We start from the raw sequence: 18,597 nt of genomic DNA on the forward strand, positions 1-18,597 counted from the left end.
GTGGATCTGGAGCCGACGCTCTAGAGCGAGATCGTTCCGCGCATCACCGCCACACATCGCCCGGCGATGGTGACGCCGTCGACCGCACCGCCACGTTTCCCGACGGACACCTCGATGCGGCTCGGCCGCCCCATCTCGATCCCCTGCTCGATGATGTAGTCGAGCCTGCCGTCGACCAACGGGTCGCGGCTGGCGAGGTAGGCGGCGAGCGCCCCGGAGGCGCTTCCGGTGGCCGGATCCTCCGGCACATTGTCGAGCGGCGCGAACATCCGGGCGCGAAGCTTGGCTGGATCCTGCGGATCGACAACGTAGAGGAACAATGGGAAATCACCGTCCGGCGTCATCCTCGCCGCCGCATCCCGGAAGGCCGCAGTATCGGGCCGTGCCGCCGCAAGCGCTGCCAAATCCGCAACTTCGGCGAACGCGAAGGAAAGTCCGACCGACAGCAACAGCGGTGGGTGGCGGCCCATGCGGATCGCTGCTTCTGGCAGCGACGCGCAGGCGGCAACGAGCGGCAACGGAATCTCCCGACCGACCGATAAAGGCTGCGGCGCGCGGATCGCGGCACCCGTCACCCGGCCACCGTGGCGGATGATCTGTACCTCGACGATCCCGGCCGCCTCCTCGAACCGCAGGATGTCGCCAACGGGCTTGCCGAACAGCAAGGCCTGCTGGCTGAGAACGAAGGCGGTGCCGACATTCGGATGGCCGGCGAACCCAACTTCGGTCGTCGGCGTGAAGATCCGCACCCGCGCATCGTGAGCGGGATTGTCGGGCGGCAGAACGAAGGTGATCTCCGAATAGCCGAACTCGGCGGCGATCTTCTGCATCGCGTCGTCGTCGATACCGCGCGCGTCGGTGAATACGGCGAGTGGATTGCCGGCAAACCGCTCTTCGGTGAACACATCGACGGTAACGAATGCGGCTTCGGCCATGACCGGCTCCCTCTGCTGATTGCGCTACCCTAGCCGCCGCCTGATGAGCGCGACCAGCCAGAGTTTTTGAAGCCATCCATCAGAAACGCTGAAGGGCCGCTCCGTTTCCGGGGGCGACCCTCCTCTCTCCTCCACAGAAAGCGCGCGGCGACGTTTCAGGCGCGTGTCAGGACTTGTTGACGCTCGCGGCGTAGATCTGGTCGATCGTCGCCGCCATCCTGGCATCGAATTCCGCATCGCTCATCGTCACGTGCAGGCCTTCCGTCAGGCCGCGCGAGAAGCTGGCGATCATGCCATGGTTATGGCTGAGCTTTTCGCAGGCATCGGCGGTGCTGTAGCCGCCCGACAGCGCGACCAGGCGCACCACCGACGGATGGGCGACGAGCGGTGCGTAGAAGTCGGGGACCGTCGGGATCGTCAGCTTGAGCATGACGGTCTCGCCAGCCGGAAGCTTGTCGAGCTGCTGAGCGATCTCGTCGCGCAGGATTGCTTCGGCTTCTTGCTTCGTCGGGCTGTTGATGGAAACTTCCGGCTCGATGATCGGCATGAGGCCCTGGCCGATGATCTGACGGGCCACCTGGAACTGCTGCTCGACAACGGCGGCGATGCCGGCCTTGTCTGCATGGGCGATCACCGACCGCATCTTGGTTCCGAACATCCCCTTTTCGCGACCGCGGATCAGGAGCGTATCGAGATCGGGCATCGACTTCATCGTCTGGACGCCGTTTTCTTCCGCGTTCAGACCCTTGTCGACTTTCAGGAACGGCACGACGCCGCGCTTCTCCCAGAGGTAGGACGGCACAGGCTGCCCATCGACATCGCCGTCCATCGTCCGCTCGAACAGAATGGCGCCGATGACCTTGTCGCCGTTGAAGGCGGGGGCGCTCATGATGCGGACGCGCATGGCGTGCATCAGGCGGAACATGTCCTCGTCGCCCTGATAATCGTTTTCAGACACGCCGTAGAGACGCAGGGCTCCCGGTGTTGAACCACCACTCTGATCCAGTGCGGCGATAAAGCCGGGCGCTGAACCCATCCTGTCCAACATCTTGGCGTATCCCATGCTTACACTCCTGTGCCTTAAAGTCGGCGTCTACGCTTGTATCAAGTTCGCTATCACACGCGGATAACAGAAGTTTTTTCGCAAGGAAATCCTATGCTTAAAGCTTGAAACGATTGAATTTCTTTCAATCGTTTAAAATATCCGATTATTTTAAAACCGGTTAACATCCGCGTGCGGAGCCCTTGGCAGGTGCCCCGCATGCGCTAACTGCACGCGATCGCTCAGCCGCGGGTCAGCACTGCGACGCCGGGCAGTTCCTTGCCTTCCATCCATTCGAGGAAGGCCCCGCCGGCCGTCGAGACATAGGTGAAGTCGTCGGCAACGCCGGCATGGTTGAGCGCCGACACCGTATCGCCACCGCCGGCGACCGAAACCAGTTTGCCGGCGGTGGTCTGCGCGGCGGCAACCTTTGCCGCAGCAACAGTCGCCGCATCGAAGGGCTCGATCTCGAACGCGCCCAGCGGCCCGTTCCACACCAGCGTTTCGGCGCGCTCGATCCAGCCGGTGATCACCTCGACCGACTTCGGCCCGACGTCGAGCATCATGGCGTCGGCCGGAATGGCCTCGATATCGACCACTTCGTTCGCAGCGCCCGCCTTGAACTCCCGGGCGACCACACCGTCGACCGGCAGGACGATGGCGCATCTGGCGTTCGCCGCCTCGATCATGATCTGCTTGGCGGTCTCCGCCAGGTCGTGCTCGCAGAGCGACTTGCCGACCGAAGTGCCACGCGCGGCAATGAAGGTGTTGGCCATGCCGCCACCGATCACCAGCGCGTCGACCTTCTTTACCAGGTTCATCAGCAGGTCGATCTTGGTCGACACCTTGGCGCCGCCGACGATCGCGACGACCGGCTTCACCGGCTCGCCGAGCCCCTTTTCCAGCGCTTCCAGTTCAGCCTGCATGGTGCGGCCGGCGTAGGCCGGCAGATGGTGGGCAAGCCCTTCCGTCGAAGCATGCGCCCGGTGAGCCGCCGAGAATGCATCGTTGACGTAGATGTCGCCATTGGCGGCAAGCGCCGTCGTGAAGTCCGGATCGTTCTTCTCTTCGCCGGCGTGGAACCGGGTGTTTTCGAGCAGCAGGATGTCGCCGTTCTGCATCTCGGCCACGGCTGTCGCAGCTGGCTCGCCGATGCAGTCGTCGGCGAACAGGACCGAGTGATCGAGGACCGACTCGACCGACGGCGCGATCAGCTTCAGCGACATGTCGGCGACAGGGGCGCCCTTGGGGCGGCCGAAATGCGCCAGGAGGATAACCTTGGCGCCCTTGCCCGACAGCTCCAGGATGGTCGGTGCGACACGTTCAATGCGGGTCGTATCGGTGACCTTGCCGCCCGATACAGGAACGTTGAGATCGACGCGCACGAGAACGCGCTTGCCCGCGATGTCGGTGAGATCGTCAAGGGTCTTGAAGGCCGGCATGTCTGAAATCCACTGTAGGTTATGGGAATGCGATCGGGACCATAGCCCACCTGAGCGGCGACGCAAGGCGGTTACGGCCTATTTCCCCCCTCGTCCGGACGTGTGTCCGACAGGGTTTCCGGCAGGTTGTCGGATGGCGTTGCCGAGGGTGGCGCCGGCGCTGCGGCAGCCGGCCCGGCAGCCACCGGCGAAGAGCCCGGCACCGGCCTTCCGCGGCTGCGGCGGATGGCATCGCGCACCCGGTGGGCGATCTCGCGCATGTTGATGAAGATCGGCAGACGCGTCGCCGGCTCCACGGGTTCGAGCGAAATGCCGACGGAAAGGATATGCTCGTGTTCGTCGAGATCGCGGACGATGAGGATGATCGAACCCAGACGCACCCGGTCCGCATAGTCCGCCCTGCCGCCCAGCCGGTACGTCATCAGGTCGCCGACCGTCATCCCCTGCTCGGCAACCGACAGGAGCCCCGGACCGTAGGCCGCGTCGAGCTCCTTGGCGGGCCGCGACGGCGAGATCGCGAAGGCACCGAAGAAGTCCGCATCGTCCTCGTCCACCGGCGCGCGGCTCGCAAACAGCCGGTCGAGCAGCCGCGAATAGCCGGGGGCGATGAACAGGTAGATCTGGTCGTTCTCCCGCAGCCGCCCGGCATACTGATAGCGCATGCTGCGCCCGTCGCGGATGACCAGCGACGGCATCGCCCATCGAGGGATCCGCTCGCCGCGCAGCACAGGCGAATCCTTGATCACCCGGTAGGAGATCAGTTCGTGATTGGCGCGCCCCGGCAGGTCGAGTTCCACCTTGTCGACCTCGCCCATCCGTGGCGGAATGATCAGGCCGAGCCGTTCGGCGACGGGCTTGATCGTCCAGCCCTGCAGCAGCAGCGACACGAGCACGATGATGAAGGCGGTGTTGAAGTAGACATGGCTGGCGTCGATCCCGCCGAGGATCGGCATGATGCCGAGTAGGATCGATACGGCACCGCGCAAGCCCACCCAGGCGACGAAGCCGATCTCCTGCTGGGTGAAATCGAAAGGCAGAAGGCTGAGCCACACGGCGATAGGCCTGGCGACGAAGATCAGGAACAGCGCAAGGCCGATTGCCGGCAGCAGGATCTGCGGAAAATCCGACGGCGTGGCGAGCAGGCCGAGCACCAGGAACATTATGATCTGCGCCAGCCAGGTCAGTCCGTCCTGGAAGCGCGTGATCGCTTCCTTGGCGAAGATCTTGCGGTTCCCGGCATAGATGCCGGCGACGTAGACGGCGAGGAAACCGCTGCCGCCGATCGCGCCGGTAAACGAGAACACCAGCAGCGCCAGCGCCAGGACGAAGATCGGCGCCAGGCCGCGATCGACCGGCAGCCGGTTGAGGACGTTGACGATCATCATGCCGCCGAGCAGCCCGACTACGCCGCCGAGCCCCATCTGCTTGACGAACATCGCCAGCAGCTCGAGGTTGAAGCCCGACGAGCCGTGGCCGGCGCTGATCAGTTCGACCAGAGCCACCGTCAGGAACACCGCCATCGGATCGTTGGTGCCGGATTCGACCTCCAGCGACGAGCGGACCTTGTCACGGATGTGGATGCCGCCGATGCGCAGCAGGAAAAATACCGCAGCCGCGTCCGTGGAGGCGACGATCGACCCGAGCAGAAGGCCTTCCAGCCAAGTGAGATCGAGAAGAAGCGATGCGGCGCAGGCAAAGATCGACGCGGTGAGGATGACCCCCAGCGACGCCATGGTGATCGCTGGAGCGGCGGCAATCTTGAAGGCATGCAGCGATGTGCCGAAGCCGGAATCGAACAGGATGACCGCCAGCGCCAGCGATCCCAATACATAGGCCATCGAGTAGTTGCTGAAATCGATGCCGAGCCCGTCGACACCGGCGACAAGCCCGATCAGCAGGAAGACGAGCAGCAGCGGCGCGCCGAAGCGGAACGCGAGGAGACTGGAGAAGGCGGCAACCAGGACCAGGATCGTGCTCACCAGCACTATGATGTAGAATGCCTCCAAGACCCCTGCCCTTCCTGCCTAGCCCGGTTGGCTTCGTGCAACCGGCGCGAAGCTGCGTCCGCCTCCCGGACCTCCGGGTGGTCCGAAGGTCCCGCCGGCCGGCCAGTATGACCTTGCCGCACCGCCGCTGGATGAGCGGCGGACTATGGGGAACTGTAGACGGATCCGGATGGCGCCGGCGGGGAATCAGACGACCCCACCATTAGGCAGGATCGAATCCGGCAAGAGAAGGGCAGAAACGGCACCGGCCGTACGGTTTGCCGGTCGGGATGCAGCCGTGTCACGCACGCCTGCGAAAGCCCCGAACGAAAAGAGGCGACCGGTAACCGGCCGCCTCCAGAAGTGATGCTTTGTGACCCCGACGGATCAGATGAGCTTGGCGAGCGCCACGGCCGTGTCGGACATGCGGTTCGAGAAGCCCCACTCGTTGTCGTACCAGGTGAGGATGCGGACGAAGTTGCCTTCGAGCACCTTGGTCTGATCGATCGCGAAGATCGACGAATGGCTGTCGTGGTTGAAGTCGCGCGAAACGAGCGGCTCTTCGGTGTAGCCGAGGATGCCCTTCAGAGCGCCGTTCGAGGCCGACTTGATGGCTTCGTTGATTTCCTCGACGCTGGTGTTCCTCTTGGCGACGAACTTGAAGTCGACGACCGAGACGTTCGGCGTCGGCACGCGGATCGAGGTGCCGTCGAGCTTGCCCTTCAGTTCCGGCAGAACCAGGCCAACGGCCTTTGCGGCACCGGTCGAGGTCGGGATCATCGACAGGGCTGCGGCGCGGGCGCGGTACAGGTCCTTGTGCATGGTGTCGAGCGTCGGCTGGTCGCCCGTGTAGGAATGGATCGTCGTCATGAAGCCGTGATCGATGCCGATCGCATCGTTCAGGACCTTGACGACCGGCACCAGGCAGTTGGTCGTGCACGAGGCGTTGGAGATGACCAGATGGTCCTTGGTCAGCTTGTCGTGGTTGACGCCGAAGACGACCGTCAGGTCGGCGCCGTCGGCCGGCGCCGACACGATGACGCGCTTGGCGCCGGCCTGCAGGTGCAGCGCCGCCTTGTCGCGGGCGGTGAAGATGCCGGTGCATTCCATGGCGATATCGACGCCGAGCTCGCCATGCGGCAGTTGGGCAGGATCCTTGACAGCCGTCACCTTGATCGGCTTGCCGCCGCCAACGATGATCGTGTCGCCTTCGACCTTGACCTCTGCCGGGAACTTGCCGTGGATGCTGTCATAGCGCAGCAGGTGGGCATTCGTCTCGACCGGGCCGAGATCATTGATCGCGACGACTTCGATATCGGTGCGACCCGATTCGACGATGGCGCGCAGAACGTTGCGGCCGATGCGGCCGAAGCCATTGATGGCAACCTTGACAGTCATATGCATTCACTCCCTTGAAGTGGGCTTTTTGGAAATGGGCGGGGGCGCCGGTTACTGCAGCGCCCCTCAAAGCTCAAAGCTTGGCTTCGGCTGCGGCGACCACGGCTTCCACGGTGATGCCGAAATGCTTGTAGAGATCCTTGGCCGGACCCGATGCACCGAACGACTTCATGCCGATGAAGGTGCCGTCATTGCCGATGAACGTATCCCAGCCCTCGCGCACCGCAGCTTCCACGGCGATCTTGACCGGCGAGCGGCCGATGATGGCGCGGCGGTAATCGTCCGACTGGCCCATGAACAGCTCGACGCAGGGCACCGAGACGACGCGCGTGGCAACACCCTTGGCTTCCAGAGCCTGCGCCGACTTCACAGCGATTTCGACTTCCGAACCGGAGGCGAAGATCGTCACCTTGGCATCGCTCGAGGAGACAAGCTCGTAGGCGCCCTGGGCGCAGAGGTTCTTTTCCTCGTATTCGGTGCGCACCGGCATCAGGTTCTGGCGGGTCAGCGCCAGGCCGGACGGGCGATGCTTTTCCTTCAGCGCCAACTGCCAGCATTCAGCGGTCTCGGTCTCGTCTGCCGGGCGGAACAGCAGCAGGTTCGGGATCGCCCGCAGCGACGCGAGATGCTCGACCGGCTGGTGGGTCGGGCCGTCTTCGCCGACGCCGATCGAATCATGCGTCCAGACATGCACGACGCGGATGCCCATGAGCGCAGCCAGGCGCACCGACGGACGGCAGTAGTCGGAGAAGATCAGGAAGCCGCCCGAATAGGGGATCAGGCCGCCATGCAGCGAGATGCCGTTCAGCGCTGCGGCCGTCGCATGCTCGCGGATGCCGTAATGCATGTAGCGGCCGGAGAAGTCGGTCGGCGTGATCGACGTCATCTGGCTGGTCTTGGTGTTGTTCGATGGCGTCAGGTCGGCGGAGCCACCGAGCATTTCCGGCAGCAGGCCGTTGATGACCTCGAGCGTATCCTCGGAAGCCTTGCGGGTGGCGACCGTCGGCGGGTTTGCGGCAATCTTGCGCTTGAAGGCGTCGATCGCGCTGTCGAAGCCACCCGGCAGGTCGCCGGCAAAGCGCCGGACGAATTCAGCGCGGGTCTCGCTCGGGGTAGCGGCAAGCCGCTCTTCCCATTCCTTGCGGGCCTTGGTGGAGCGCAGGCCGGCGAGACGCCAGGCATCCAGCACGTCGGCCGGCACGACGAAGGCTTCCGATTCCCAGTTCAGCGCCTTGCGGGCTGCGGCAATTTCCTCGGCGCCGAGCGGCGAGCCGTGCACCTTGTGCGTGCCCTGCTTGTTCGGGGCGCCGAAACCGATGATGGTCTTGGCCGCGATGAAGGTCGGACGGTCGGATTTCTGGGCAGCCTCGATGGCCGCGGCGATGGCCTCCTGGTCATGACCGTCGACTTCGATCGTGTTCCAGTGCACCGACTTGAAGCGGGCGATCTGGTCCGTCGAATCCGACAGCGACACGGCGCCGTCGATGGTGATCGAATTGTTGTCCCAGAAGACCACGAGCTTGTTCAGCTTCAGGTGGCCAGCCATGGCGATGGCTTCCTGGCTGATGCCTTCCATCAGGCAGCCGTCGCCGACGAGCACGTAGGTGAAATGGTTCTGCAGGTCGCCGCCGAACTCGTTGGAGAGCTTCTTCTCGGCAAGTGCCATGCCGACGGCATTGGCAAGACCCTGGCCGAGCGGGCCGGTGGTCGTCTCGATGCCTGAAACGTGGCCGTATTCGGGGTGGCCGGCGGTCTTGGAGCCCAGCTGGCGGAACTGCTTGATGTCCTCGATCGTCATGTCCTCGTAACCCGTCAGGTAGAGGAGCGAATAGAGGAGCATCGACCCATGGCCGGCCGACAGCACGAAACGGTCACGGTCCGGCCAGAGCGGGTTCTTCGGATCGAACTTCAGGTAGCGGCTGAAAAGGACCGTGGCGACATCCGCGGCACCCATCGGCAGACCCGGATGGCCTGAATTGGCCTTCTCGACGGCATCCATCGCGAGGAAACGGATCGCATTTGCCATCCGGTTGTGTTTGTCAGGAGAGGTCATGGCTAGCCCGCTGGTTTGCAGTGTCAATCACGGTCCCGCGCGGGACCAAATGAGGCGCGGTCGATCCTTATCAGGTGCCACGCCCAAGTCAACAAATGGGGCCGCCCGGGAGGCTGTGCAAGGCGCGCGGGAAGCCCGCCGCCATGCCCCGGTTCCGCCTTCGGGCAGCGCCTCCCGAACGGCGATCCACAGCTGACGTTCCTCGGCCGGCTGTCACTTTATTGACCGTCCACGGTCTGCCACTTAGGGTGCTTGCCAGACAGTCAAGCCGCCCGGCACGATTCGAAACTTCGCCGTGTCGGCTTCAAGACCCAGCAGGATGCCGTTGGACAAGACCCTGAACGCAGCCATATCCGAGCTCTCGGCTGCCGTGAACAGCCTCGAGAACGCCTTGGATGCCCGCCTCGAACGGCAGCGAGAAGCTGCCGATGTCGAAGGCGAGGTCCGTCGCGTGCATGCCGATCGCGCACGGCTGGCCCAGGAACTGGATCAGTCGGAATTCCGCGCCAACCGGCTCGAAGAGGTCAATCGCGAGGTCTCCCGGCGACTTGTGACGGCCATGGAAACCATCCGCGCCGTTCTCGACCGGTAGTCCATCAGGGGATCAGGAGCGCATGGCGCAGGTAACGGTAACGATCGACGGCAAGGCTTACCGCATGGCCTGCGAAGAGGGTCAGCAGGGTCACCTGGAGGATCTGGCATCGCAGTTCGACCGCTATGTCGGGCACCTGAAGAGCCAGTTCGGCGAGATCGGTGACCTGCGGGTCACCGTCATGGCCGGCATCATGGTCATGGACGAACTGTCGGAGACCAACCGCCGCATCGCGGCGCTGGAGAAAGAGGTCGAGGGCCTGCGCTCGACTCAGGACGGCGCCAGCCAGGAACTACAGAAGCACGAGGCGACGCTGGTCGCCGCGATCGGCGATCTGGCGGGCCGTCTGAACGGCATCACCGCCAAGCTGAACGCCCGCCCCGGCAGCCAATCCAGCTGATCCTTCGCTCGTTCGGCGGGCGCGTGCGTTTTCCTTGAAGATCCCACTGGCGAGCGGCTGAAATCGCGCCTATATTGACGTTGCGTTCTGCGCTTCTCGACAGGAACCACAATCCCTGGGGCCATACTCGATCCAAAGGGAGCTGTCCCTGGCCAGGCCCGTGGGCTTGGACATACGGCGCCCACCTACGTTTGTAGGCACCCAGGATCGTAAACCTCCATCGGTTGCCGTGGATCGCACTTTCATTCTGCTGTCGCTCCCTTGACTTCCGGGGCCAGCCGCCCGATGCCCTTGTCCAACGGACAGGTCACGGAAACCCGATGGCAATCTTCAATACCAAGTTTGCGCGCTCGTCGCTGCTCATGCTGATGGTCGGCGCTGCGGTTCTGGCGGGCATCGTCATTGCCTCCGTCGTGCTGTCGCGTATGACCCAGAGCTACTTCGATGAAGTCATCAAGCTGCGGGAACTGCGCGCCGCCTCCTCCGACATGATCCTCTACCTGCGGGCCGCCGAATCCGGCCAGCGCGGCTATCTGCTGAGCGGCGACAAGCAGTTTTTGAGGCCCTATATCGCAGCCACCCAGGGGATGGAGAGGCAGCGGAGCCGCCTGACGCAGACCTACGAAAACCAGACGGTGATCAGCTTTCACATCGAGCAGTTCAACGTGCTGCTGGAACGCAAGCTCGACGAGTTGAAATCGACCGTTGCGCTTGCCGACGCCGGCAAGTTCGACCAGGCGATCGACATCGTCCGCAAGGCCACCGGCCGCGAGATCATGGACGACATCAGCAGCCTGCTGGTGACGCTGATCCGCGATCTCGACAAGCGTCTCAATTCCGACGTGCAGGACCTGCGCGACACCTCTTCAGTGCTGACCTGGTTCACCGTCGGCGGCGGGCTCGTCATCATGATCGTCATCGGCGGCGCGATCCTCATCGTCGTCCAGCACGTTCGCGAACTGTCGCGGGCTCACCGGGAGGTCGAGGCACTCAACACCAGCCTTGAGGAACGGGTCAACGAACGCACCGACGATCTCATCCAGGCCAACCGCGAAATCCAGCGCTACGCCTATATCGTCAGCCACGACCTGCGCGCGCCGCTGGTCAACATCATGGGCTTCACCAGCGAACTCGACCAAACGCTGAAGTCGGTGAGCACGGTCATTCTGGCCGACGAGCAGAAGCCGACTGAAGACCAAATCCGCGCCGCCCGGCTGGCCGTTGAGGAAGATCTTCCCGAAGCCATCTCCTTCATCCGCTCCTCGACCCGCAAGATGGACGGCCTGATCAACGCCATCCTGAAGATTTCCCGCGACGGCAGGCGGGAATTGAAGCCGGAGCGCGTCGACCTGCAGGAGCTTCTGGAAGCCACCTCCGACAGCATCAACCACCAGGTCACAGAAGCCGGCGGCGAGATCAGCATTTCCGTCGCGGCCGCCCGCGCGCTCGTCACCGACCGCTTCTCGCTCGAACAGATATTCGGCAACCTGTTCGACAACGCCGTCAAGTACAAGCACCCGGAGCGGCCGCTCAGCATCTCCGTCAGGGCTTTCATCACCGGCCGAAACGCGCTGCGCATCGAGATCGCAGACAATGGCCGCGGCATCGCGCCCGAAGACCACGAGCGCGTCTTCGAGCTGTTCCGCCGCTCCGGCCTGCAGGACAGCCCGGGGGAAGGCATCGGCCTTGCACATGTCCGCTCGTTAGTCAGAAATTTAGGCGGCGAGATTACCGTGACCTCGACGCTCGGCGGCGGTTCGACCTTCATCATCCGGCTGCCGATGGATCTTTCCCAGCATGTCAGGAGTACCGGGTCATGAAAGCAGCAGGTCGCGAAGTCACCATCGTGATGGTCGAGGACGATGAAGGCCATGCCCGCCTCATCGAGAAGAACGTCCGCCGCGCCGGCGTCAACAACGAGATCGTGCCGTTCACCAGCGGCAATGCAGCGCTCGACTACATCCTTGGCACCGACCGCTCCGGCGAGAATATCCAGGGTCGCTACATGCTGATCCTGCTCGACCTCAACCTCCCCGACATGTCGGGCATCGACATCCTGGAGAAGGTGAAGTCGAACCCGCATGCCAAGCGCCTGCCGGTGGTCATCCTCACCACCACCGATGACGAGCGGGAAATCCAGCGCTGTTACGATCTCGGCGCCAACGTTTACATCACCAAGCCGGTGGACTACGACAGCTTTGCCAATGCCATCCGGCAGTTGGGCCTGTTCTTCTCCGTCATGCAGATCCCTTGAACGCCGCTGGAGCCGATGTCGCAGACCATTCTCTATGTCGATGACGATGTCGCACTCGGTCGCCTCGCCCAGCGTTCGCTCGGACGGCTCGGCTATGACGTGCATCATGTCCTCGATGGAGAAGCGTGCCTGGCGGCTCTCGAGCACGGCCGGTTCGATGCAGTGGTGCTCGACCACTACCTGCGCGGCGAGACCGGCCTCGATATCCTGCGGCAGCTGAACGCCCGCGGCATCAACCTTCCGAGCATCTACGTCACCGGCTCGAGCGAGGCGACGATTGCCGTCGATGCTCTGAAGAACGGTGCCTCCGACTATGTGATCAAGACGGTCGGCGAGGAATTCTGGTCGCTGATGCAGAGCGCCCTGCACCAGGCGATCGCCACCGCCGAGCTGCGGCGCGAAAAGGAGCGGGCCGACCAGGAGATCCGCCTCGGCAAGGAACGCGCCGAAGTGCTGCTGGCCGAGGTCAATCATCGCGTTGCCAACAGTCTGGCGCTCGTCGCAGCCCTCATCCGGCTGCAGGTGACCAACAGCAAGGACGAATCGGTGCGCGAGGCACTGGCCGAAACCCAGGCGCGGATCACCGCGGTAGCCGGCATGCACCGCAGTCTCTACACCTCGGACGATGTCCGCCATGTGGAGATGGCCAAGTACCTCGAAACGCTGGTGCAGGAGGTGCAACGGTCGGTCAATGTCGAAAGCCAGGGGCCCTCGATCCGGCTCGAGGCGGAACCTGTGTCGCTGACGTCCGACCGGGCGGTGTCTGTCGGCATGATCGTCACGGAGCTGCTAACCAACGCCATCAAATATGCCTATCCGGCCGGCACCGAAGGAGAAGTCCGCGTCATCCTGAGGCGCAGCGGCGACGGTCAGGCACTGCTCGCCGTCGAGGACGACGGCATCGGCCTTGTCGAGGGATCCAATCCGAAGGGCACCGGGCTCGGCAGCCGCATCGTCCGTTCCATGGCCTCGACGCTCGGATCGACAATCCACTACGTGCCGGTCGCACGCGGCACGCGCGCCGAGCTTGAACTCGACCTCTGATCGTCGGGGCGGTTCGGGAACATCGATTGCAATGCGCCTGCCTGCCCGCTAAGATTATCGAAACGTCAGTCGCCGGCGCCGAGGGAACTTAAATTCGCTTTCGGTGTTGGCGCGGCAGGATCGGCCGGCCCATCGCCTGATCCGGGATTGTTCGGCACTGAGGCTCAGTCCCATCCTTGACGTCAACAAGTGAGCGTCTTTTGATAACCGAAATACTCATCGTCGTCCTCCTGACTCTCCTCAACGGCGTTCTCGCCATGTCGGAACTGGCGGTCGTCTCCGCCCGCCCAGTCCGGTTGAGGGTCATGTCCGAGCAGGGCAACAAGGGCTCGAGCGTCGCCATCCGGCTCGCCGAAGATCCCGGCCGCTTCCTCTCCACCGTGCAGATCGGCATCACCCTGGTCGGCGTCCTGTCAGGCGCCTTCTCCGGCGCGACGCTCGGCGCCCGCCTGTCCGGCTGGCTGAGCGAACAGGGCCTGTCGCCGGCACTTGCCGATGGCTTCGGCGTCGGCTCGGTCGTTGTCGCCATCACCTACCTGTCGCTGATCGTCGGCGAACTGGTTCCCAAGCAGATCGCACTCAGGGCGCCAGAATCGGTTGCTTCGCGGGTCGCGCCGGCCATGCTGCTTCTGTCGAAGGTGGCCCTTCCGCTGGTCTGGCTGCTCAACACGTCCGGCAGCGCAATCCTTGCTCTGCTTGGCCAGAAGGGCGAGTCAGGCGACAAGGTGACCGACGAAGAGATCCGCACCGTTCTCGCCGAGGCACACAGCGCCGGCGTCATCGAATCGCAGGAATCGGCGATGATCTCCGGCGTCATGCGGCTCGCTGACCGGGCCGCCCGCGGCCTGATGACCCCACGCCGCGACGTCGAAGTGATCGACATCGAAGACGATCCGGCCAAGATCCGCCAGCAGTTGCGCGCCACCCACCGCTCGCGCCTGCCAATCCGCAACGGCTCCTCGGACGAAATCATCGGCGTCCTGTTCATGAAGGATGCCTATGACGCGATCGGCCAGAACAAGGACATCGACATCCGCGGCCTGATGCGCGAGGCGCCCGTCGTCTCCGATCTCAGCGGCGCGCTGGATGTCATCCAGGCGCTGCGCAGGGCGCCCGCCCAGATGGTTCTGGTATACGACGAATACGGTCACTTCGAAGGCATCATCACCTCCGGCGACATCCTCGAGGCCATCACCGGCGTCTTCGAGGAGAACGAGATCGAGGAGCCGGCCATTGTTCAGCGCGACGACGGCTCCTTCCTGGTGGCAGGCTGGCTGCCGATCGACGAGTTCGCCCACCAGATGGGCTTCTCGATGAAGGACGACCTGGATTACGAGACGGTCGCCGGTTTCGTCCTCGACGCACTGAAGCACCTGCCCGAGCTCGGCGAAAGCTTCGTATGGAACGGCTGGGTGTTCGAGGTCATCGACCTCGACGGCCGGCGGATCGACAAGCTGCTCGTGCGGCGGGTGTCCGAAGAGGCATGACGAGCGCGGCGGACGAAAAAGCCCGCCTGCGCTCCGAGCGCCTCGATGCCCGCGATGCCCTGCCGACCGAAACACGGATCGAGGCGAGCCTGGTAATGGCCGAGCATGGCGACGCCGGTCTCGCCATCGAGCACGGAACCATCGTCTCGGGTTTTTCGCCCATCCGCTCCGAGGCGGACATCCGCCCTTTGATGACATGCCTCAAGCGACGCGGCGCGCGTCTCTGCCTTCCGGTGATCCTCGACCGCCAGACCATCGTCTTCCGCGAGCTGGTGCCTGGCGCGCCGCTGATCTCGATGGGTTTCGGCACCGTCGGGCCCGGTCCGGACGCCGAAGTGCTCGATCCCGACGTCATGCTGGTGCCGCTGGCGGCCTTCGACGCCGACGGACAGCGCATCGGCTATGGCGGCGGCTACTACGACAGGGCGATCGCTCAATTGCACAAAAAAGGGTTGTTTCCGCGGCTGGTCGGCATTGCCTTTGACTGCCAGGAGGTGGCATCAGTTCCCGCAGAACCCCACGACGTCCGCCTGCACGCCGTATTGACGGAGAGCGGCTGGAGACGTTTCGAACCCTGATCGGAGTGGCATGCGACTTCTGTTTCTCGGCGACATGGTAGGCAAGACGGGCCGCACGGCCGTCTGGGACCGCCTGCCCGGCCTCGTATCGGACCTTAAACTCGACTTCGTCATCGTCAATGGCGAGAATGCTGCCGGCGGCTTCGGCATCACCGAGGACATCTTCCTCGAGACGATCAATGCCGGCGCTGACGTGGTGACCACCGGCAACCACGTCTGGGACCAGAAGGAAGCCGTATCGTTCGCCGGTCGTCACGACCAGTTCCTGCGCCCCGCCAACTATCCCGCCGGCACGCCCGGCAAGGGTTCAGGCGTCTTTTATGCCCGCAATGGCGCACGGGTGATGGTTGCCAACATCATGGGCCGGGTGTTCATGCATCCCGAACTCGACGATCCCTTCAAAAGCGCCGAGGCCGTTCTGGCCGCCTGCCCGCTGAAGGAACAGGCCGACGCCATCATCTTCGACTTCCATGCGGAAGCAACCAGCGAGAAGCAGTGCTTCGGCCACTTCGTCGATGGACGCGCCAGCTTCGTCGTCGGCACACACACGCATGTGCCGACCGCCGACCACCAGATCCTCAACGGCGGCACCGCCTACATGTCGGATGCGGGCATGTGCGGAGACTATGATTCGTCGCTCGGCATGGAAAAGGAAGAACCGCTGAACCGGTTCATCTCGAAGATGCCGAAGGGCCGCTTCGAGGCGGCAAGCGGCCCGGCGACGATCTGCGGCGTCGGTGTCGAGATCTCCGATACGAGCGGACTGGCGGAAAAGATCGCGCCGCTGCGCATCGGGCCACGACTGGCCGAGACCATCCCCTCGTTCTGGAACTGACGGAGTGTCCGACGGATGAGCATGTTCGACGACGACCGCCCCAAGAAGCCGGTGCAGCACGAGATCGGCAGCGACCTTTCGTCGCTGTCGGTCGACGACATAGACCGACGCATCGCGCTCCTGAGGCAGGAGATCGCCCGCCTTGAAGCGGACCGCGAAGAGAAGGGCGCCGGCCGGCGCGCTGCCGAGAACCTGTTCAAGAGCTGAGGCCGAAGAACAACTTCAGGCCGCGGCCTGTTATACTTCGGAGCGCCTGATTAACGGCATGTTAAGCATTTTCGGTAATTATCGGAGCTGTCCGGTTCTGCCGGACTCAGACGGTTTCTCCACTCGGCGATTTTGGTCTGATTTCTCCCTGTTTTACCTTCAGAGCCGCTTTTGCGGCTCTTTTTTTTGCCTGCGCGTGTAAACTGTGGGAATTAACCCTTCTTTAAGAATTGGCTTGCGGATTTCGGATACACGTATCATCTTCGCAGTATGAACTTGAGCTAACGGAACCTTTTGCTGGGCTCCGTCATTGCCTGATCAAGTGGATGCGTTAGCAGGATAATATCGATGTCAGAACAGGTATTGAATACCGTCAGTTTCGCAGGCCGCGCCGCTAACTCGCCGCAGTTCAAGGCTCTGTACGCTGAAGGCATGTCGCTGGTCGAAGAGACCGCCGCCTATCTGGATGGTCCCGGACGTGCCGCTTCCAAGGTACTGCCGCGCCTGGCAACGGTACTGTACGCTGCCGAGTCCATGCGTCTGACGACCCGGCTGATGCAGATGGCGTCGTGGCTCCTGCTGCAGCGCGCCGTCAACAACGGCGAGATGAGCTACGATCAGGTGCTTGCCGAGAAGAACAAGGTGCGGCTGGACGGCTTCAACGTCGACCGCATGGCACCCGGCTGGGGCGACCTGCCGGAATCCTTCCGCGACCTAGTGGAGCGCTCGCTGCGCCTGCAGAACCGCGTGGCACTTCTGGATCGCGAGATCTACCGCCCGCACGAAGCCATTGTACCGGACAACGAGAACGGCGTCCGCGCCCAGCTCGATCTGCTGCGCACCGCCTTTACCAACTGATCCAGACGATTTCTAAAATGAAAAAAGCGGGCCCAGCGCCCGCTTTTTCGTGTCTTGGTTCGACCTACGCTGCCGGATGTCACCGACGCCGCGGTTATTGCTGTACCGTCGTCCCCGTGACCTTGCCCGGTGCTGCGTGAACCACCGAATGCTCGACGAGCGGCGGCAGGTGCCGGTCCATCATCGCCTTCATCTCCTCGTCGCGCAGCTGCGCCGACCTGCCGCCGAGCACCACGCCGACCAGCGTGTGACCGTCGCGCTCGACGGAGGTCACCAGGTTGTAGCCGGAAGCCTCGGTGAAGCCGGTCTTCATGCCGGTAGCGCCGGGATAGGTATTCAGCACGCCGTTGTGGCCGCGCAGCTTCATGCTCCTGAACACGATGGTGCGCGTCGAGAACAGCTTGAATTCTTCCGGATAGTCACGCATCAGCGCCACGCCGAGCCGTGCGAGATCTTCTGCGGTCGTCACCTGGTTCGGATCCGGCAGGCCTGCCGGATTGCGAAACACCGTGCGCGTCATGCCCAGCTGATGCGCCTTGGCGGTCATCATGTCGCCGAACCCGGCTTCCGAACCGCCCAGCGTCTCGGCCACCGCCACGGCTGCATCATTGGTCGACAGCACAATCATTCCCATTACCGCCTCGCGCACGGTAATCGTCCGTCCGGCGCCAATGGCGAACTTGAACGGCTCCTTGCCATTGGCGTTCTCCGACATGGTGAGCCGCGTATCCCAGGTGAAGCGACCGTCGTGCAACGCCTCGAACGTCATGTAGAGCGTCATCATCTTGGTGAGCGATGCGGGATAGTTGAGCTCATGCGGGTTCTCCGATTCCAGAACCGCGCCGGTGCGCGCATCGACGAGCAGCTTCGCCTGCCCGCTCAAGGCCGGCAGCGCAGTCGCGGCGACAAGACCGGCGGTGAGCATCAGGGAGGACAGGTGGCGAAGGATCGAAGACATGGAGAACTCGCGCTGCGATGGAAAAGCAGGATGCGCCAGGCGCAAAACGAAAACCGTCCGGAGCGCTTGCTTCGGACGGTTGCAGTAGAACAGGACGGACCCGCAGGACATGGGGTCCCAGATCCGGATTAGAGGCCGAGGCCGCCGAACCGCTTGTTGAACTTCGAGACGCGGCCGCCGCGGTCCATCAGCTGCTGGTTGCCGCCGGTCCATGCCGGATGCGACTTCGAGTCGATTTCGAGGTTCATGACCGCGCCTTCCGAACCCCAGGTCGAAAAGGTTTCGTACTCGGTGCCGTCGGTCATGACGACTTTGATCATGTGGTAGTCGGGATGAATGCTGGCCTTCATGACACTCTATTCCTGCTGTGCGGGGTCCATTTGCCGCAATTGCAGCGAGCGCCCCTATTCCGTACATGAAGCCGCAGACCGCTTCCGGCCACGGCTTCCCAATTCGATGCGGAGCCTATACAGGAAGGTCTCTCAAAGCACAAGTACCCGCACCCGTGACTTGGCGGGACAGAACACGG

18 protein-coding genes and 1 other RNA gene are annotated in these 18,597 nt (G+C 63.4%); 11 read left to right on the forward strand and 8 right to left on the reverse strand.

Features of this window, described 5'->3' with window-relative positions; translation table 11 throughout:
* Nucleotides 1-20: 20 nt before the first annotated feature.
* The 6 genes from AAIH46_RS04845 to tkt all read right to left on the reverse strand — a co-directional run bounded on the left by AAIH46_RS04845 (nucleotide 21) and on the right by tkt (nucleotide 8,855).
* On the reverse strand, nucleotides 21-935 hold the full coding sequence (locus AAIH46_RS04845) for a PhzF family phenazine biosynthesis protein (RefSeq protein WP_430304485.1): 915 nt from the start codon (nucleotides 933-935) through the stop codon (nucleotides 21-23).
* A 166-nt stretch (nucleotides 936-1,101) separates the two neighbouring features.
* Entirely contained in the window at nucleotides 1,102-1,998 is an 897-nt protein-coding gene (locus AAIH46_RS04850; protein ID WP_430304486.1) for a fructose bisphosphate aldolase, read from the reverse strand.
* A 221-nt stretch (nucleotides 1,999-2,219) separates the two neighbouring features.
* A complete protein-coding gene (locus AAIH46_RS04855) occupies nucleotides 2,220-3,419 on the reverse strand; it encodes a phosphoglycerate kinase (protein ID WP_430304487.1) in 1,200 nt (399 codons plus the stop codon).
* Between the two features lie 71 nt (nucleotides 3,420-3,490).
* Nucleotides 3,491-5,425: a potassium/proton antiporter gene (locus AAIH46_RS04860; protein WP_430304488.1), complete on the reverse strand. Its 1,935-nt coding sequence runs from the start codon at nucleotides 5,423-5,425 to the stop codon at nucleotides 3,491-3,493.
* Nucleotides 5,426-5,791: 366 nt separating this feature from the next.
* A complete protein-coding gene (gene gap, locus AAIH46_RS04865; RefSeq protein WP_430304489.1) occupies nucleotides 5,792-6,802 on the reverse strand; it encodes a type I glyceraldehyde-3-phosphate dehydrogenase in 1,011 nt (336 codons plus the stop codon).
* A gap of 73 nt (nucleotides 6,803-6,875) precedes the next feature.
* A complete protein-coding gene (gene tkt / locus AAIH46_RS04870) occupies nucleotides 6,876-8,855 on the reverse strand; it encodes a transketolase (protein ID WP_430304490.1) in 1,980 nt (659 codons plus the stop codon).
* A 319-nt stretch (nucleotides 8,856-9,174) separates the two neighbouring features.
* Between tkt and AAIH46_RS04875 the strand changes: the two genes are divergently transcribed.
* The 11 genes from AAIH46_RS04875 (at nucleotide 9,175) to AAIH46_RS04925 (ending at nucleotide 17,110) form a co-directional block, all read left to right on the forward strand.
* Nucleotides 9,175-9,447: a DUF4164 domain-containing protein gene (locus AAIH46_RS04875; protein WP_430304491.1), complete on the forward strand. Its 273-nt coding sequence runs from the start codon at nucleotides 9,175-9,177 to the stop codon at nucleotides 9,445-9,447.
* A 22-nt stretch (nucleotides 9,448-9,469) separates the two neighbouring features.
* Nucleotides 9,470-9,847, forward strand: a complete 378-nt coding sequence (locus tag AAIH46_RS04880; RefSeq protein ID WP_430304492.1) for a cell division protein ZapA — start codon at nucleotides 9,470-9,472, stop codon at nucleotides 9,845-9,847.
* A gap of 81 nt (nucleotides 9,848-9,928) precedes the next feature.
* Nucleotides 9,929-10,087: non-coding RNA, 6S RNA (gene ssrS, locus AAIH46_RS04885), on the forward strand.
* An 80-nt stretch (nucleotides 10,088-10,167) separates the two neighbouring features.
* Nucleotides 10,168-11,667, forward strand: a complete 1,500-nt coding sequence (locus tag AAIH46_RS04890) for a sensor histidine kinase (protein ID WP_430304493.1) — start codon at nucleotides 10,168-10,170, stop codon at nucleotides 11,665-11,667.
* A complete protein-coding gene (locus tag AAIH46_RS04895; protein WP_430304494.1) occupies nucleotides 11,664-12,101 on the forward strand; it encodes a response regulator in 438 nt (145 codons plus the stop codon). Before AAIH46_RS04890 ends, AAIH46_RS04895 begins: the two co-directional genes overlap by 4 nt.
* Before the next feature lie 15 nt (nucleotides 12,102-12,116).
* A complete protein-coding gene (locus tag AAIH46_RS04900) occupies nucleotides 12,117-13,145 on the forward strand; it encodes a sensor histidine kinase (RefSeq protein WP_430304495.1) in 1,029 nt (342 codons plus the stop codon).
* 200 nt (nucleotides 13,146-13,345) lie between these two features.
* Complete coding sequence (locus AAIH46_RS04905; protein ID WP_430304497.1) at nucleotides 13,346-14,632, forward strand: hemolysin family protein; 1,287 nt, start codon at nucleotides 13,346-13,348, stop codon at nucleotides 14,630-14,632.
* The gene (locus AAIH46_RS04910) at nucleotides 14,629-15,210 is read left to right on the forward strand and encodes a 5-formyltetrahydrofolate cyclo-ligase (RefSeq protein ID WP_430304498.1); all 582 of its coding nucleotides are present in this window, start codon (nucleotides 14,629-14,631) and stop codon (nucleotides 15,208-15,210) included. The genes AAIH46_RS04905 and AAIH46_RS04910 overlap by 4 nt, the downstream gene beginning before the upstream one ends.
* 10 nt (nucleotides 15,211-15,220) lie before the next feature.
* Complete coding sequence (locus AAIH46_RS04915) at nucleotides 15,221-16,045, forward strand: TIGR00282 family metallophosphoesterase (RefSeq protein ID WP_430304499.1); 825 nt, start codon at nucleotides 15,221-15,223, stop codon at nucleotides 16,043-16,045.
* Nucleotides 16,046-16,060: 15 nt separating this feature from the next.
* Nucleotides 16,061-16,252: a DUF1192 domain-containing protein gene (locus tag AAIH46_RS04920; RefSeq protein WP_430304500.1), complete on the forward strand. Its 192-nt coding sequence runs from the start codon at nucleotides 16,061-16,063 to the stop codon at nucleotides 16,250-16,252.
* Between the two features lie 348 nt (nucleotides 16,253-16,600).
* Nucleotides 16,601-17,110: a DUF1465 family protein gene (locus tag AAIH46_RS04925; protein ID WP_430304501.1), complete on the forward strand. Its 510-nt coding sequence runs from the start codon at nucleotides 16,601-16,603 to the stop codon at nucleotides 17,108-17,110.
* Nucleotides 17,111-17,204: 94 nt separating this feature from the next.
* On the opposite strand, the gene AAIH46_RS04930 is transcribed toward AAIH46_RS04925, so the two are convergent.
* Entirely contained in the window at nucleotides 17,205-18,068 is an 864-nt protein-coding gene (locus AAIH46_RS04930) for a D-alanyl-D-alanine carboxypeptidase family protein (RefSeq protein ID WP_430304502.1), read from the reverse strand.
* 128 nt (nucleotides 18,069-18,196) lie between these two features.
* The gene (gene rpmE / locus AAIH46_RS04935) at nucleotides 18,197-18,418 is read right to left on the reverse strand and encodes a 50S ribosomal protein L31 (protein ID WP_137131594.1); all 222 of its coding nucleotides are present in this window, start codon (nucleotides 18,416-18,418) and stop codon (nucleotides 18,197-18,199) included.
* Nucleotides 18,419-18,597: the final 179 nt, after the last annotated feature.

Source organism: Rhizobium sp. 0TCS1.26 (genome assembly GCF_050455525.1).
Classification (GTDB): Bacteria; Pseudomonadota; Alphaproteobacteria; order Rhizobiales; family Rhizobiaceae; genus Neorhizobium.

Coding starts and splice junctions, on each gene's coding strand:
- gap (WP_430304489.1), bottom strand. CDS start 6,802: ATGACTGTCAAGGTTGCCATCAATGGCTTCGGCCGCATCGGCCGCAAC.
- AAIH46_RS04850 (WP_430304486.1), bottom strand. CDS start 1,998: ATGGGATACGCCAAGATGTTGGACAGGATGGGTTCAGCGCCCGGCTTT.
- AAIH46_RS04900 (WP_430304495.1), top strand. CDS start 12,117: ATGTCGCAGACCATTCTCTATGTCGATGACGATGTCGCACTCGGTCGC.
- AAIH46_RS04925 (WP_430304501.1), top strand. CDS start 16,601: ATGTCAGAACAGGTATTGAATACCGTCAGTTTCGCAGGCCGCGCCGCT.
- AAIH46_RS04845 (WP_430304485.1), bottom strand. CDS start 935: ATGGCCGAAGCCGCATTCGTTACCGTCGATGTGTTCACCGAAGAGCGG.
- AAIH46_RS04890 (WP_430304493.1), top strand. CDS start 10,168: ATGGCAATCTTCAATACCAAGTTTGCGCGCTCGTCGCTGCTCATGCTG.
- AAIH46_RS04880 (WP_430304492.1), top strand. CDS start 9,470: ATGGCGCAGGTAACGGTAACGATCGACGGCAAGGCTTACCGCATGGCC.
- AAIH46_RS04930 (WP_430304502.1), bottom strand. CDS start 18,068: ATGTCTTCGATCCTTCGCCACCTGTCCTCCCTGATGCTCACCGCCGGT.
- AAIH46_RS04895 (WP_430304494.1), top strand. CDS start 11,664: ATGAAAGCAGCAGGTCGCGAAGTCACCATCGTGATGGTCGAGGACGAT.
- AAIH46_RS04875 (WP_430304491.1), top strand. CDS start 9,175: ATGCCGTTGGACAAGACCCTGAACGCAGCCATATCCGAGCTCTCGGCT.
- rpmE (WP_137131594.1), bottom strand. CDS start 18,418: ATGAAGGCCAGCATTCATCCCGACTACCACATGATCAAAGTCGTCATG.
- AAIH46_RS04855 (WP_430304487.1), bottom strand. CDS start 3,419: ATGCCGGCCTTCAAGACCCTTGACGATCTCACCGACATCGCGGGCAAG.
- AAIH46_RS04920 (WP_430304500.1), top strand. CDS start 16,061: ATGAGCATGTTCGACGACGACCGCCCCAAGAAGCCGGTGCAGCACGAG.
- tkt (WP_430304490.1), bottom strand. CDS start 8,855: ATGACCTCTCCTGACAAACACAACCGGATGGCAAATGCGATCCGTTTC.
- AAIH46_RS04910 (WP_430304498.1), top strand. CDS start 14,629: ATGACGAGCGCGGCGGACGAAAAAGCCCGCCTGCGCTCCGAGCGCCTC.
- AAIH46_RS04915 (WP_430304499.1), top strand. CDS start 15,221: ATGCGACTTCTGTTTCTCGGCGACATGGTAGGCAAGACGGGCCGCACG.